14 protein-coding genes and 1 pseudogene are annotated in these 14,057 nt (G+C 52.6%); 8 read left to right on the top strand and 7 right to left on the bottom strand.

The features are described from left to right. The 4 genes from MVK46_RS02695 to MVK46_RS02680 form a co-directional block, all read right to left on the bottom strand. Positions 1–369, bottom strand: a 369-nt coding sequence (locus tag MVK46_RS02695; protein ID WP_297535095.1) for a 7-cyano-7-deazaguanine synthase, incomplete at its 3' end; no start/stop codon positions are given. A gap of 70 nt (positions 370–439) precedes the next feature. Next, positions 440–1,411 (bottom strand): hypothetical protein, encoded by a 972-nt coding sequence (locus MVK46_RS02690; protein WP_297535094.1) that lies wholly within the window; start codon positions 1,409–1,411, stop codon positions 440–442. Then, on the bottom strand, positions 1,396–2,556 hold the full coding sequence (locus MVK46_RS02685; protein ID WP_297535093.1) for a DUF4855 domain-containing protein: 1,161 nt from the start codon (positions 2,554–2,556) through the stop codon (positions 1,396–1,398). Before MVK46_RS02685 ends, MVK46_RS02690 begins: the two co-directional genes overlap by 16 nt. Positions 2,557–2,704: 148 nt before the next feature. Beyond that, positions 2,705–4,168: an NAD(P)/FAD-dependent oxidoreductase gene (locus MVK46_RS02680; RefSeq protein ID WP_297535092.1), complete on the bottom strand. Its 1,464-nt coding sequence runs from the start codon at positions 4,166–4,168 to the stop codon at positions 2,705–2,707. Between the two features lie 309 nt (positions 4,169–4,477). Between MVK46_RS02680 and MVK46_RS02675 the strand changes: the two genes are divergently transcribed. The 4 genes from MVK46_RS02675 to hisS all read left to right on the top strand — a co-directional run bounded on the left by MVK46_RS02675 (position 4,478) and on the right by hisS (position 7,938). Then, a complete protein-coding gene (locus MVK46_RS02675; protein ID WP_297535091.1) occupies positions 4,478–4,825 on the top strand; it encodes a transposase in 348 nt (115 codons plus the stop codon). Positions 4,826–5,184: 359 nt separating this feature from the next. After that, positions 5,185–5,823 (top strand): DUF257 family protein, encoded by a 639-nt coding sequence (locus MVK46_RS02670; RefSeq protein WP_297535090.1) that lies wholly within the window; start codon positions 5,185–5,187, stop codon positions 5,821–5,823. Between the two features lie 128 nt (positions 5,824–5,951). Next, positions 5,952–6,566, top strand: coding sequence for a MarC family protein (locus tag MVK46_RS02665; protein ID WP_297535088.1), 615 nt, complete (start codon positions 5,952–5,954; stop codon positions 6,564–6,566). A gap of 64 nt (positions 6,567–6,630) precedes the next feature. Continuing rightward, on the top strand, positions 6,631–7,938 hold the full coding sequence (gene hisS / locus MVK46_RS02660) for a histidine--tRNA ligase (RefSeq protein WP_297535087.1): 1,308 nt from the start codon (positions 6,631–6,633) through the stop codon (positions 7,936–7,938). A 2-nt stretch (positions 7,939–7,940) separates the two neighbouring features. On the opposite strand, the gene MVK46_RS02655 is transcribed toward hisS, so the two are convergent. Beyond that, complete coding sequence (locus tag MVK46_RS02655; protein WP_297535085.1) at positions 7,941–8,474, bottom strand: hypothetical protein; 534 nt, start codon at positions 8,472–8,474, stop codon at positions 7,941–7,943. Between the two features lie 172 nt (positions 8,475–8,646). Between MVK46_RS02655 and MVK46_RS02650 the strand changes: the two genes are divergently transcribed. Genes MVK46_RS02650 through MVK46_RS02640 form a run of 3 tightly spaced genes read left to right on the top strand, consistent with a single transcriptional unit; the run spans position 8,647 to position 12,147 of the window. Continuing rightward, positions 8,647–8,940: a hypothetical protein gene (locus MVK46_RS02650; RefSeq protein ID WP_297535083.1), complete on the top strand. Its 294-nt coding sequence runs from the start codon at positions 8,647–8,649 to the stop codon at positions 8,938–8,940. A gap of 57 nt (positions 8,941–8,997) precedes the next feature. Then, complete coding sequence (gene alaS, locus MVK46_RS02645) at positions 8,998–11,739, top strand: alanine--tRNA ligase (protein ID WP_297535081.1); 2,742 nt, start codon at positions 8,998–9,000, stop codon at positions 11,737–11,739. Between the two features lie 36 nt (positions 11,740–11,775). Beyond that, positions 11,776–12,147, top strand: a complete 372-nt coding sequence (locus tag MVK46_RS02640; RefSeq protein WP_297535079.1) for a hypothetical protein — start codon at positions 11,776–11,778, stop codon at positions 12,145–12,147. Here MVK46_RS02640 and MVK46_RS02635 read toward each other — a convergent pair. Then, on the bottom strand, positions 12,116–12,583 hold the full coding sequence (locus MVK46_RS02635; protein WP_297535078.1) for a hypothetical protein: 468 nt from the start codon (positions 12,581–12,583) through the stop codon (positions 12,116–12,118). The genes MVK46_RS02640 and MVK46_RS02635 overlap by 32 nt on opposite strands. Positions 12,584–12,661: 78 nt before the next feature. After that, a complete protein-coding gene (locus tag MVK46_RS02630) occupies positions 12,662–13,414 on the bottom strand; it encodes a Nif3-like dinuclear metal center hexameric protein (RefSeq protein WP_297535076.1) in 753 nt (250 codons plus the stop codon). 77 nt (positions 13,415–13,491) lie between these two features. Between MVK46_RS02630 and MVK46_RS02625 the strand changes: the two are divergent. Further along, a pseudogene (locus MVK46_RS02625) lies at positions 13,492–14,057 on the top strand (radical SAM protein); the annotation flags it as partial.

Below are 14,057 nucleotides of genomic sequence, written 5' to 3'. Positions count from 1 at the left end.
CGTTTTCACTTCGCCGATTCCCTTCCCAAGGAGTTCCTTGACGCGGACGATGTGGAGCGGAACACCTAAGGCCTCGCACTGCTTTTTGGCGTAGCTCTCGCTCTTCTCGCTGTACTCGCCGATGCCGAGGTTTATGTGGAGGCACTCAATGTTGTAGCCGAGCTTCTTGAGGATGTAAGCAGTAACGGCCGAGTCCTTTCCGCCGCTGACAACCACCAGAACTCTCTCGTCTGGCTTGAGCATCTTGTAGCGCTCTATCGTCCGCTTTACCTTTCTCTCGAAGTACTCCTTAAAGTGCTCCTCGCAGAGGTACATTTTTGGATAGTGGAGCTTGATGAAGGCCGGCTTACCGCAAAACTTGCATCTCATCGGCATTCTTTCCACCGGAAATAGAAGAGAGTGGCGGCTTTTAACGTTAACCTTTGGTCGAGTCTTGATGTCATATCTTTCTTGCGAGAAGCGCGGCGCTCAGTGCAACAATCATTATCAGACCGGGTCCGCAGATGCTTTTTTCTTTTGTGGCTGGTGATGTTGGAGTCGTGCTTGTGTTTGTTTGTGTTTTGTTTGAGTATATAGGCGTCTTGGTTGTTTCCCTGGTGGTGTTTGTGATGTGAATTGTGGTGTTTTCCTGAGCGCTTGTTTGGGTTGCAGTCCCGTTCGAGGTGGTGTTTTCTTGGGTAACAATCGGCTTGCAGGAGGTCACGTTAACGATTTTAACGCTACCTGGAAACCAAAAGCCGGTTAGGTTTTCAGTCGCGTTGATGTAGAATAGCGTCACGTTTTTCACTTGTCCATTCTTTTCAAGGAGGAAGTAAACCGGGAATTTTGAGTAGGGTGGTATTGCTATGAACGGTGGGACGCTTGTGGGTTTCGTGACGCTTGAATTCACTCCAATGAAGAAATACGCTTTAAAAGGTCCGTAATCAGGTGAGGGCAAAAACTCCCTCGGAATCACGATTTTCCAGCCGTTGATTCTGTCTTTGAACGTGCTGTTTTTGGCAAGTTGGGACCAGTTGACGGCGACTTCCTTAATGCAAAAGCTCTTGAGGTTTAACCGGTAAACATAGTGAAGTATTCCGCAGGCTGTTACGTTTAAGTACCAGCTACCATTAACGTACGCTGGAATTGGAGTTGTGGGGGGACACCAAGTAAAGTTCAAGAGGAAAAGCTGAGAGCCGTTATAATAAAGGAGGTATTCATAAGAATCGTACACTTCTTCCCAACAGTTCCCTGCCATGTCGCAGGTGGTCCCCATGTTGTCTATTTCGGCGTTGATTAGGGCCGTTGTTCCGTTGGAGTAGACTTCATAGCTGACAACGTACTGGAAGCCGTTAAGTTTTACAGAATAAGCCGCCGATGTCAGTGGGGCAAGGAGAAGAAGGAGCAAGAGGGGAATCACCAGTTTGGACACTTGGATCTCACCCGGGTTACCACTTCAAAGTCTGTGCCGAAATAGTAAGCCCGATGGGGAAAGAGTTCGTTAATAACCGTTCCTGGTGATAATGGTGGACGGTGAAACAACTCTGAATAGGCCTCCAGTATAGCATTTACGTAATCGCATGCGCGGTTGATGCATTTTTCTTCTGTTTCTGGAGTGAGAGTCAAGTCACAACCTTTCCTGTTCTGAGTGCTTTTGCAGTATGCGCAGTTGCTTGGTTCTCCAATTATGCTGTTGTCGGCCTCCATTTCAATGGAAAGTCCATTCTCGTACATCCACTTCACACGGCGGACGAGTTCTTGGAACGAGTAATCACTACCATCACTCAGTTTAGTAGTCTGATAATAGTGAGGCTGGACAAACACTTGATTAAAATATCTAGCAAGAATAGGAACAGCAACGTAATTTGGATTAGTCACGTACTTCATAGTCCTGTTTCCAATCGTAGGAATCCAGATTAATTCCAACCCGTGGTTATGGATGTAGTTGCTCATATCTTTAAGGAATGAGGTATATTTCTCGATGTACTCTGTGTTGTTATAGTTGCAGAATGGATTAAATATGTATTTCAGATTTGGATCGTGAACAGTTGCTTGGAGGCAACTTTCGTAACCCCAGTAAAAACCAAGTCTGCTACTATCAGGCACGCTGAGAACACCATCAATCCAGCCATGCCAATATGAATTATAGAAACCATTCGCTGGGCAGTCCCTTGGGATAGAGTTGTATTCCACTCTCCCCCCGTTTACAACGCCTGTTATTGTTCTTTCAAGCATGTACGATTCTGGAATTACTATATAATATTCCAATGTTCTATTTACCTTAGATGAAACCCATTGTGAAAAGTTCTGCCCATCTGAATAACCTGTTTGATATTTCCCCTCTGCACATGTATAGGTTTTGATATATTCCTTAAGACTGTTTATAGTGTACTCTGTTAATTTTCTCCCAGAATAACGTATGTTTCCAAGAAAAACTGCAACATCAAAGTCTCTATCTTTGAACCATTGGACAGCTTCATAAAAAGAAACTGGAAGTTGTCCCTTGTAAGTCATCCTCGACTTGTGAGTTCCAGTACTCTTATCCCACATAACCCACCACAAACCAAACTTCGACATAAGGAACCACCAATGTAAATAAGTAACTAACAATATAAAAACCTTTCTGTTAAATAAACACACCTAAACAGAATAAAAAGTTCCAAAATAAACCAAATTTAAACAGTAGTAACCACTTACAATCTCCTGTTCATGAACTCGGTTTCACTTACTCAAGCGCCTCGACCTTCGCCTTCCAGTTGCCGGGCTTCCTGAAGTCCCTCTCCGTGTACAACCCCTCCTTCTTGAGTATCCCGCGAGCGGCGAGCAAACCTGTCGCGGCCGCGTTGACGATGTCCCTGCTCAAACCGGCTCCATCTCCTGCCGCAAAGATTCCCTCGATGCTCGTTTCGAGGTTCTCGTCGACCTCGACCTTCATGGCGTAGTACTTGATTTCCGGCGCGTAGAGGAGCGTGTGGTCGCTGGCAACGCCGGGCAGGACCTTATCGAGCTTCTCAAGGCCCTCTATGATGTTCGTCACGACGCGGTGCGGTAAAGCCATCGCTATGTCGCCGGGAGTTACGTTCCTCAGCGTCGGCTCGACGTCGCTCCTCCTTATCCTCGCCCACGTGCTCCTCCTTCCCCTCCTTAAATCCCCGAGGCGCTGAATCAGGGGCTTTCCACCGCCTATCGTGGTAGCTAACTGCGCTATGCTCTTGCCGTAGGCCGTCGTGTCCTCGACGGGCTCGGTAAGTTCAATCCTGCTCAGGAAGGCGAAGTTTGTGTTGTTGCTCTTCTTCTCGTGCATCGAGTGGCCGTTTACGCCGACGTAGCCATCGTAGCGCTCCTCGACGACGAAGCCGTTTGGGTTGGTGCAGAATGTCCTCACGAAGTCGTCGTAGGTGTCTGTGTAGATGTGGAACTTGGGGTCGTGGTTTATGCTCGTTATGGGCTCCATGACTATCGCGGGAACCTCGACGCGGACGCCAACGTCAATCGGGCCGTGCCTTGCTTTGAGGCCTATCTTCTGAGCAACCCCATGGAACCAGTCCGCTCCACCCCTGCCGGGGGCGACGATTATGTACTTCGCCTTAATCTCGAAGACGTCCTTTCCTCTCCTCACCTTCACCCAGCCCTTCCCGAACTCAAGGGCTTTAGTCCAGAGGAGGAACTTCACGCCTTTGCTCTCCAAGTGCCGTTTTATGCTCTCTATCACCTGAGGCGTTCTGTCCGAGCCTATGTGCCTCTGGATTATCGGGATGAACTTGACCCCCGCCTGGGCCGCCTTCTGCTCCCAGTATTTGACCTGTTCCGGGTTGCCCTTGTAGAGGTTTCTCGGCGCCCCGTGCCTTAGGAAAATCTGGTCTACCTCCCAGACGAGCTGCCAGGCGTAGTTCTCATCCCCGGTCAGCTCCCTCAGGTCTCCGCCGATGTCAGGACGGAGGTTTATGGTCCCGTCGCTTAACCCGCCGGCACCGCCGACGCCGCTCATTATGTGGCAGGGCTTGCACTCTATGCAGTAGCCCAGCTCAAACATCGGACAAACCCTCTGCCTGACGTCGCCTCCCTCTTCAATGATGAGAACCTTCAAATTGCTCTTTTCGGCCAGCTCGTAGGCCGCGAAAAGGCCAGCCGGACCGGCTCCGATAATAATAACGTCGTAGAACCTGCCGATTTCCTTTTCGGAAACCATATTTCCCTTGCCAAGTTCTATGGTCGAAGATTTAAAAAGCTTTTGGCAGGTTTTTGGTTAATTTTTTCCTATTTCTACCATCTTTTTGAATTGTTAATGTCAATAATTTGTTCGGTCGCATTTGAAAGATTCCAAGTTGTTTCTGTTCACCTATGCTGTTCCTCGAACCTTGAAGTGGCAGTTTAGTTACAAAAATTTATAAAATGTTTCCCGAAAGTTCCGGGGATGGGGAAGTGGAGGTGGTTAAGATGGAAACAAGACTCGTGTGGGAGCTTTCGCTCATAACGAGCTTTTCCGAGAGAGACGTCCTTGAGGCCCTCAGAAGGGTTCGGCTTCGGCCTCGCATGCCCCTCCTGCGGTTCAGGGAGGCTGGTTAGGATAGGCCATGTTGGGAGGGAGAGCTTTCGAGTCCAGCGTTTTCAGTGCAAACGTTGCGGCAAAACGTTCACAGAACTCGAGGGGACTCCGTTCAAGGGGGTTCACGACATCAAGGCCTTTATAGCCGTCGCTTACCTGCGCCTCAGGGCCGGCCTCAGCGACTCAGGGATTTCAAAGCTACTTGGAATTCCATACCCGACCGTTAAGAGGCTGTCCCGACGCGCAATCAAGGATAGGGAGTTCATGGAGAAGCTGCTTGACTCGCTACTGGGTGAATGACCTGTTTGTTTTTTCCTCATTTCTGTTCCATTAAACTGGGTTTCCACAAGCCTATGTTACATTTGTAACGCTGTTCTGGGGAGTAACAAATCCTGTTGAGCGTTGCCGATTGTTTTGTCATTCCCGCTGTTTCGCGAGTGTTTCCGTTACCTTAGGTTCTCAAACACGTACCCCCTGGGTCGTTTTGGTTTGATGTATGGCCCTTTAAACAGATTTTAGCAGTGCGTTTATAATGTACTATTTTGGGGCTTTTTTGTTGTATTTTGTGATATATATCAAGATTTTTGTTACAAAAAATCGCAAAAAAGTTTAAAAATGTTACATAACAGGCAAGAACCGTGCAAAGGGAGGTGGTCCAAATGGGAATCGCGGACATAATCATGGAGAGAAGGACGAGTGCGTTGGTGGAGCACACGTCGGAGGACATAGTGGGGTACGCCTTCGTAAAGTTCCTCAGGGAAATCACGGAGCGGTACGGGGATGGTATGAACCTCGTTGTTACGGACTTCGTGGATGCCCTTCCAGTGTACCTCTATCAGGCGGAACTGCTGGGACTGGACGTCGGATTCATTGACCGGGTCTCGGTAATCAAGGTCGGCGGCAAGATAAGCGCTGGAAACGTCCTCCACAAGGTTCCAATCTCTCCCTATCCGGTTTACAAGACCCGGTACGATGAGGCCCTTTCAAAGATAATCGCCGGGGAGGGAAGCGAGGTCAGGATTAACGTCCAGCTGGGCATCGAGATGGTCATGAACTTGTTCAACAGGAAGGAGCTTATAGAACAGATACACGACATCGGCAGGCAGATCATCCAGAGCAGGGACGTTATCAACGTTGTTTTCGTCAACGTTGAGGCCGTTGAGAAGGCCTCCTCAGAGGCCCTTCCCCTACTGAGGGTGATGTTCCCCATGGTGCTCCAGCTTAGGGAGGGTGGCGAGAAGTTCATAGTCAGGAAGAGCGTCTTCAGGAGGCTCAGGGGAATAAGCGGGGAAGTTTGAAGGCCCTCCCCTTTCTGTTCCAACAGCTCGGCCAACCGAGTGCTCATCACGACTCAGCCAGTACCGGTTTCGTCATCGCTCGCTCTTGGTTGGGGTAGCTTTTTAAATCGCTTTCCCCAGCTCCCAACATGAGTGAAGTCACCACCATACTGAGTTCGGCATTGCTGATGCTCATCATGATTGACCCGAGCGATAAGATACTCCTCGTCACCTTCCTCCGCGAGGACTTTCAAATAGAGGACATCCGGGCGCTCATCGTAAGGGCCAACCTGATAGGCTTTCTCCTCTTGGCGACTTTCGCGATAGCGGGCCAGATAATCCTCCAGGAGATTTTCCACATCAACATAAACGCCCTGAAAGTTGCCGGCGGCTTCGTTCTCTTCAAAATCGGTCTCGAAGCTCTGGAAGGCGGTGGAATGTTCACCCTCAAGAGGGAGCGCGACATACTCGCCTTAGCGGCGGTCCCGGTCGCGATGCCACTCATAGCCGGCCCCGCGGCAATAACCGCGGTGATAACCCTCACGGCGGAGTACGGCTACCTCGTTTCTCTTTCAGCGACGGCCATAGCGATAGCAATCGTTGCGCTCTCAATGTTCGTGGCGCTCTACATGATGAAGTCCGTGAACAAGACCCTTCTGAGCGTCACAATCAGGATAATCGGTCTCTTCATAATGGCCATTGGGGCGCAAATGATGGTCGAGGGCGTCGTCGGGATATACCTCCTCATGACCTCAGCCGGATGAACGTCAAAACCTGCCGGGATAACCTTTTAACTTCTCCCTCCTCTCTTCCGAAAAGGTGAGAGGGATGAAGGTTGAGCGCGTTAAGGGAACGAGGGACTTTTTACCAGAGGAGATGGCGAAGAGGAGATGGGTCTTCGAGAGGATTCGCGAAACCTTTGAGCGCTACAACTTCCACGAGGTTCTAACTCCTACCTTTGAGTACACCGAGCTCTTCAAGCTCAGGAGCGGTGAGGAGGTTGTAAAACAGCTCTACGCCTTCCTCGACAAGGGCGGAAGGGACATCTCGCTCCGCCCTGACATGACGTCGAGCGTTGCGAGGCTCTACGTTGCTTCCTTCCAGACGGCCCCGAAGCCAATAAAGTGGTACTACATAGCGAACATGTTCAGGTATGAAGAACCTCAAAGCGGCCGTTTTAGGGAGTTCTGGCAGGCTGGTGTGGAGCTAATAGGGAGCGATAAAGTTGAGGCCGATGCTGAAGTTATAGCGCTCTTCACCGAGAGCTACCTCGCGACCGGTTTGGAGGACTTCACCGTCAACATCGGCGACAGGGTTCTGCTCGACGAGTTCGCCAAGATGCTCGGCGTCAAAGACGACATCGGGCTCATGAGGCTCATAGACAAGAAGGACAAGCTTACCAAAGAGGAGTTCGTCAAGGCCTTGAGGGACATCGGGCTGAGCGATGAAGGAGTCGAGAAGGTTCTCTCGCTGGTTGAAATCAAGGGCGAGCCGAACGAGGTTCTCCCGAAGGCCGAGGAGCTGTTCACAAGCGAGGAAGCTAAAGCCGAGATAAAGCGCCTCTACGAGCTCGTCGATTTGCTCGACGCCTACGGGGTCTCGAAATGGATTAGAATTGACCTCGGAATAGCGAGGGGCTTCGACTACTACACGAGCGTGGTTTTTGAGGCGATAGCGCCGAACGACCTCGGAATCGGCTCGATTGGCGGCGGCGGCCGCTACGACAACCTCATCGAGGTTTTCGGGGGCAGACCGACACCCGCCACTGGTTTCGCAATAGGCATCGAAAGGCTAATCCCAATCCTCGAGCGGAAGGGGCTGATTCCTGAGGTCAAGCTCAGGCCAGACGTCTACGTTATTCCCGTTGGAGAAGAGCTGGGGGTTCGGAAAGCGGCGATAGAGATAGTTTCGGCCCTGAGGAGGGCCGGCGTTGAAACCGACCTCGAGCTGACTGGGAGGAAGCTGAGAAAGGCTCTGGACTACGCCGGAAGGCTTGGAGTTCCTCACGTCGTCATCGTGGGAAGAAAAGACCTTGAGAGCGGCAACGTCACGATAAGGGACATGGAAACGGGCGAACAGAAAGTTGTGAAAAAGGAAGAAGCCGTTGGGGAGCTTATGACCCTCCTCGGCCTCTGACTTTAATCAACCCAGTGATGGTCCTCGTAGACGGCAACGTCCGGGCCGTAAACCGGGTAGGCAGTCACGACCTCGAAGTAAACGTACCCGTCGTACTCCTCTTCCTGGATTACGGCCTTCATTTCATCTATTCCGTAGTAGGACGCCTCGTAACCCGGCAGGTCGTAGGTGAGCACCACCCTGTCCCCGTCGAACTCGGGGTTGCCGTACTCTATCGTCTCCTCGATTAGGTAGACCACGTCGTAGCCGTCCATGGTTTCGGGAAGCTTCCTGCCCGCCACGTACTGGCCGAGCGGGTAGAAGGTCGTTTTCTCCTTGTAGTCCCTCTCGTAGCCGAGGACGTGCCTGTCCCACACGTGCTCCTGCGCCCAGCTCGGGAAATAGACGGGGTAACCGTAGAAGTCAGCGTTGAAGTAGTAGGTCGCCGCGTAGGTGAACTCTTGGTAGTCGGTGGAGATGCCCGTCGCCTGTGCAGGAAGGGCCATGACGGTCAGGAGAACCGTCGCGATTAAAACCGCCAGCCTCCGCAACGACACCACCTTGTGGTAGTGCCCCTTGGAATTAAAAAGTGTTGTGTCCACATTTTATCTTGGAACGCCAACCGTTGTGGAGAGGTTTATAAAAGCAACCGTTAAAACCCTCTGTGCCGTAGGGATGATGAGTCTGGAGCCCCCTGAGAAGTGATGAGGTTTCGCGGGGCTGACCTGTATGAAGAGATGGATATGCGCCGAGTACATCAGAGAGATTGAGAGGCTTGAGCGCTCCATTGAGGAGCTTGAGGAGGAGATTATCGAGCTTAAGATGCAGCTCAAGCTGAAGGTTGATGAGGCCAACAGGCTGGCCCTCGAAAACGAAAGCCTCCGTCACAAGCTGGAACTGGCCAAGAGAAGGGAGAAGTACCTGGTTGAGCTGATTAAGAAGCTTGGAAAGCCCGTCGTGTTAATCCGCCCGGACGAGTTCGAAGACGTTGACGTTGACCTGTCCCCCGATTCGAAGGAGTGAGGGAAACCTTAATTAGGAGCGCCCCTCTTCTTAGGTCAGCTTAAAGGGGTGAGGTTAATGGGCATGGACATGACGACTCGTATGTTCAAGGAGGAAGGATGGATAAGGAAGCGTTGCCCCAAGTGTGGCAAATACTTCTGGACGCTCGACCCGGACAGGGAAACCTGCGGCGACCCTCCCTGTGACGAGTACGGGTTCATAGGAAAGCCCGGCATACCGAAGAAGTACACCCTCGACGAGATGCGCGAGAAGTTCCTGAGTTTCTTCGAAAAGCACGGTCACGGAAGGGTCAAGCGCTACCCGGTTCTTCCGCGCTGGAGGGACGACGTCCTCCTCGTCGGCGCTTCAATCATGGACTTCCAGCCCTGGGTCATCAGCGGTGAGGCCGACCCGCCGGCGAACCCGCTCACGATAAGTCAGCCCTCGATTCGCTTTACAGATATCGACAACGTCGGAATAACCGGCAGGCACTTCACGATTTTCGAGATGATGGCGCACCACGCCTTCAACTACCCGGGCAAGCCGATTTACTGGATGGACGAGACCGTTGAGCTCGCCTTCGAGTTCTTCACCAAGGAGCTGAAGATGAAGCCCGAGGACATAACCTTCAAGGAGAACCCCTGGGCCGGCGGGGGAAACGCCGGACCGGCCTTTGAGGTCCTCTACCGCGGTCTGGAAGTGGCAACGCTCGTCTTCATGCAGTACAAGAAGGCCCCCGAAAACGCCGACCCGAGCCAGGTTGTCGAGATAAAGGGCGACTACTACGTTCCGATGGAGACGAAGGTTGTTGATACTGGCTACGGCCTTGAGAGGCTCGTCTGGATGAGCCACGGCACGCCTACAGCTTACGACGCCGTTCTCGGCTACGTCATCGAGCCGCTCAAGAAGATGGCCGGCGTTGAAAAGATAGACGAGAGAATTCTTATGGAGAACTCCCGTTTGGCTGGAATGTTCGACATCGAGGACATGGGCGACCTGAGGTATTTGAGGGAGCAGGTGGCGAAGCGCGTCGGCATAAGCGTCGAGGAGCTTGAAAAGGCCGTTAGGCCCTACGAGCTAATCTACGCGGTAGCCGACCACACTAAAGCTTTGACCTTCATGCTCGCCGACGGTGTAATCCCATCCAACGTCAAGGCCGGCTATCTGGCGAGGCTTCTCATCAGGAAGAGTATAAGGCACCTCCGCGAGCTCGGCCTCGAAGTTCCGCTCGCTGAAATCGTCGCGATGCACATAAAGGAACTCCACAAGACCTTCCCCGAGTTCAAGGAGATGGAGGGTGTTATCCTCGACATAATCAACGTCGAGGAGAAGAGGTACGCTGAAACCCTCAAGAGGGGAAGCGACCTGGTGAAGCGCGAGATAGCCAAGCTCAAGAAGAAGGGCATAAACGAGCTCCCGCTCGAAAAGCTGATACTCTTCTACGAGAGCCACGGACTAACTCCTGAGATAGTGGCGGAAGTGGCGCAGAAGGAAGGTATAAAGGTCGAGATTCCCGACAACTTCTACACGCTCGTGGCTAAACAGGCCGAGAAGACCGAGAAGAAGACCGCCGCTGAATACGTCGTTGACTTCGAACTCGTTAAAGACCTACCCGAGACGAGGACGCTCTACTACGAGGACCCCTTCATGAAGGAGTTCGACGCGGAAGTTCTCAGGGTCATAGACGGCTGGGTCGTGCTCAACCAGACGGCCTTCTACCCCGAAGGTGGAGGTCAGCCCTACGACACCGGAACGCTCGAGGTTGATGGGAAAGAAGTCAAGGTTACGAACGTCCAGAAGGTCGGGAAGGTCATACTCCACCGCGTTGATAAGCCGGAGCTCTTCAAGCCGGGCGTTAAGGTTCACGGAAAGCTCGACTGGGACAGGAGAATACAGCACATGCGCCACCACACGGGAACGCACGTCCTCATGGGCGCACTCGTCAGGGTCCTCGGAAAGCACGTCTGGCAAGCTGGAAGTCAGCTCCACACGGACTGGGCGAGGCTGGATATCTCTCACTACAAGCGCATAACCGAGGAGGAACTGAGGGAAATCGAGCGCCTCGCCAACCGCGTCGTCATGGAGAACAGGAAGGTGACCTGGGAGTGGCTTCCGAGAACCGAGGCAGAGATGAAGTACGGGTTCAGGCTCTATCAGGGTGGCGTCGTTCCGGGAAGGGTCATCAGGGTGCTCAAGATAGAGGACTGGGACGTTCAGGCCTGCGGTGGAACTCACCTGCCGAACACCGGCTTAATCGGTCCGATTAAGATTCTCCGCACCGAGAGAATCCAGGACGGCGTTGAGAGGATAATCTTCGCGGCCGGTGAAGCGGCAATCGACTGGATGCAGGAAACGGAGAGGCTTCTCAAGAAGACCGCCGAAATCTTCCGCGTCCCGCCGGAGAAGGTTCCGGAAACCGCTGAAAGATTCTTCAACGAGTGGAAGGAAGCGAGGAAAGAGGTCGAGAAGCTCAGGAAGGAGCTGGCAAAGCTCCTCGTCTACGAGCTGGAGAACAAGGTCGAGAAGGTTAGTGAGATAGAGTTCATCGGCGCGGTCGTCGAGGGCACGATGGAGGACCTCCGTGAAGCGGCGAACAGGCTCAGGAAGGACAAGAGGGTTGTAGTACTCATCAGCAGGGAGGGCCACTTCGTCGTGGCGGTTGGTGATTGCCTCGACCTCAATGCCGGTGAGCTGGCGAAAGTAATAACCTCCGTCGCAGGCGGCGGCGGTGGCGGAAGGAAGGAACTCGCGCAGGGCAGGATAAAGAACCCGCTGAAGGCCGAGGAGGCGATAGAGGAGGTCAAGAAAAGGCTCGGCTGAGTTTTCTTTTCTCCTCCCTTGGTTCAATCCCTTGAGGTGTCCGCAATCAAGGTCAAAACCCTAACCCGTCAGATAATCGCGCTCGCCGATGAGCTTGGCTTTAAGGCCGTTCCAGAATACAGAACCAAGGACGGCACGAGGATAGACGTTGCAATCCTCGACGGCGAGAAAAAGCTTTTGGCGGTGGAGCTTGAGGCTTCCTTCAAGTGGTTTCCTCAGAGGGTCCTCTACGACGTTGTTAAAGCAGAGAGGGCCGGCTTTGACAGCCTCTTTGTAGTGACGTCCTTCCGGGGAAGGGTGCGCTGGGTTGATGAGTACGCCTCCGAAAGGGGAATCACACTCAAAATAATCGGAGAAAAGGAGGCCGTTGAGGAGGTTAAGAACTTCCTTCGCTCTTCCTGTATTTGATGTATATCGTGTCCTCCGCGTGCCAGATTGGTGGCTTCTCGCCCGTAATCTTAATCTCCGCGGTCTCGTTCTCGTAGACTATCCTTTTTGTAAGCTCCTCGGGGAGCTGAAACTGAACGTAGACCTCGTTCGGAACGCTGTCCTTCTCGACGGTTATCGTGAACTCATCGGTTCCCTTGTACGTCTTTGCCCCATACCGGATGAGGTACGTGGTGCCTTGGGGAAACTGAATCGTCAGTTTAAAGGAGCTTATCCTGGGTTTTATGTGCATTGTAAACAGTCCGAAGCCGTCTTTGGTTACGAACGTGACGCTGTGGTTGTTTAAGTAGAACACCTCTTGGTAGTCGATTGTCGCGGGCGGCAGCTGGGCGGTCTTGAACGCGTAGGCAACGAGGGCTACCGTGATTACCGCCATAACGAGCAGAGCCTTGTTCATCCCTGCCACCTAACGTGGTATATGGTTAACCACGTTATTAACACTTTTGTGTAGGTAGTTACCTTAAAAAGTAGAAATTCAAAGTCCCGTTGGCTCGTCTATGAAGAAGACGCTCAGCCCGAACTTTTCCTTAATAAACTCCATCAAAGCTTTAACTCCGAGAGTCTCCGTCTTGTAGTGGCCTGCAACCAGAACGCTCTGGGGCAGGTCGAGGGCGGTTAGGTAATCCGCGTGGCCGAATTCGCCGGTGATTAAAAGGTCTATTCCCTTCCTGTAAGCTTCTTCCAGCGCAAAAGCGCCTGCTCCGCTTATCGCGCCGACGGTTTTAACTTCCCTCTTCCCGAACTCGTAGGTTTTGACGGTTGTGTCGAGCTTTTCAGCTATAACCTGCGCCACCTTCTCAATCGGCTGTGGTTTTTCAAACTCGCCGTAGAAGCCTATGCTCAGGCCCTTGTACTCGCCGAAGGGTCCCTTGGGCTCCAGACCGAGAAGCCTGAGCAGGCCGACGTTGTTGCCGACTTCCGGGTGCGCATCGAGGGGCAGGTGAGCCACGTAGAGGTTCAGGCCATTCTCGATTAGCGCCTTCAGCCTTTTGTAGTGGATACCTGTTATGTAGTTAAGACCTCCCCAAATCATCCCGTGATGCACTATCAGCATGTCGGCCTTTCCCTTAACTGCTCTCTCGATTGTTCTGAGCGTCGTATCAACGGCGAAAGCTACCCTCTCGACCTCTTCCTTCCCCTCCACCTGCAGTCCGTTGCTCGACTTGTCCGGGTAAGCCGAAACCTGAAGGTATTCGTCGAGGAAAGCGACCAGCTCGTCGCGGTTCATGGTTATCACCTATTCACTTGAATATGCCCCGCAAACCCTTTTAAAACCCCGCCCTACATCGAGCGAGAGGTGTCGCCATGGATGAGAGATTCCAGGAGGCAGTTAGAGAGCTTGCGAGACTGGTCATGAGCGGCGAGATTAAGAGCAGGGACGAGCTCAACCGCTGGAAGATTAAGGTTGCGAGAAAGTATCATCTCTCAAAGATTCCGGGCAATTCCGACATTCTGAAGGCCATTCCTGAAGAGAGGCGCGAGGAGTTCAGGGACTTGCTGAAGAGAAAGCCCACGAGGACGATAAGCGGAGTGGCTGTTGTCGCCATGATGACGAAGCCGTTTCCCTGCCCTCATGGCAGGTGTATCTACTGTCCCGGCGGGCCGAGCGTTGGTTCCCCCCAGAGCTACACGGGAAGGGAGCCTTCCGCTTTGAGGGCAATCCAGAGCGCTTATCACCCATACATCATCATGATGCGTCGCCTTAAACAGCTCACCGACATCGGCCACGACGTTGACAAGGTCGAGGTCATAATCCAGGGCGGAACCTTTCCGGCGGTTGACCTCGATTATCAGGAGTGGTTCATCAAGTGCGCCTTCAAGGCTATGAACGACTTCCCGCACTTTAAAGAGATAGAGAACCTCGAGGAGAA

The organism is Thermococcus sp. (assembly GCF_027066465.1).
GTDB lineage: Archaea > Methanobacteriota_B > Thermococci > Thermococcales > Thermococcaceae > Thermococcus.
Note: the sequence above shows the minus strand (reverse complement) of the source record. Positions and strands in the feature narration are given on the sequence as shown.

Coding starts and splice junctions, on each gene's coding strand:
- MVK46_RS02685 (WP_297535093.1), bottom strand. CDS start 2,556: ATGTCGAAGTTTGGTTTGTGGTGGGTTATGTGGGATAAGAGTACTGGA.
- MVK46_RS02680 (WP_297535092.1), bottom strand. CDS start 4,168: ATGGTTTCCGAAAAGGAAATCGGCAGGTTCTACGACGTTATTATTATC.
- MVK46_RS02670 (WP_297535090.1), top strand. CDS start 5,185: ATGGGAATCGCGGACATAATCATGGAGAGAAGGACGAGTGCGTTGGTG.
- MVK46_RS02665 (WP_297535088.1), top strand. CDS start 5,952: ATGAGTGAAGTCACCACCATACTGAGTTCGGCATTGCTGATGCTCATC.
- hisS (WP_297535087.1), top strand. CDS start 6,631: ATGAAGGTTGAGCGCGTTAAGGGAACGAGGGACTTTTTACCAGAGGAG.
- MVK46_RS02650 (WP_297535083.1), top strand. CDS start 8,647: ATGAAGAGATGGATATGCGCCGAGTACATCAGAGAGATTGAGAGGCTT.
- alaS (WP_297535081.1), top strand. CDS start 8,998: ATGGGCATGGACATGACGACTCGTATGTTCAAGGAGGAAGGATGGATA.
- MVK46_RS02635 (WP_297535078.1), bottom strand. CDS start 12,583: ATGAACAAGGCTCTGCTCGTTATGGCGGTAATCACGGTAGCCCTCGTT.
- MVK46_RS02630 (WP_297535076.1), bottom strand. CDS start 13,414: ATGAACCGCGACGAGCTGGTCGCTTTCCTCGACGAATACCTTCAGGTT.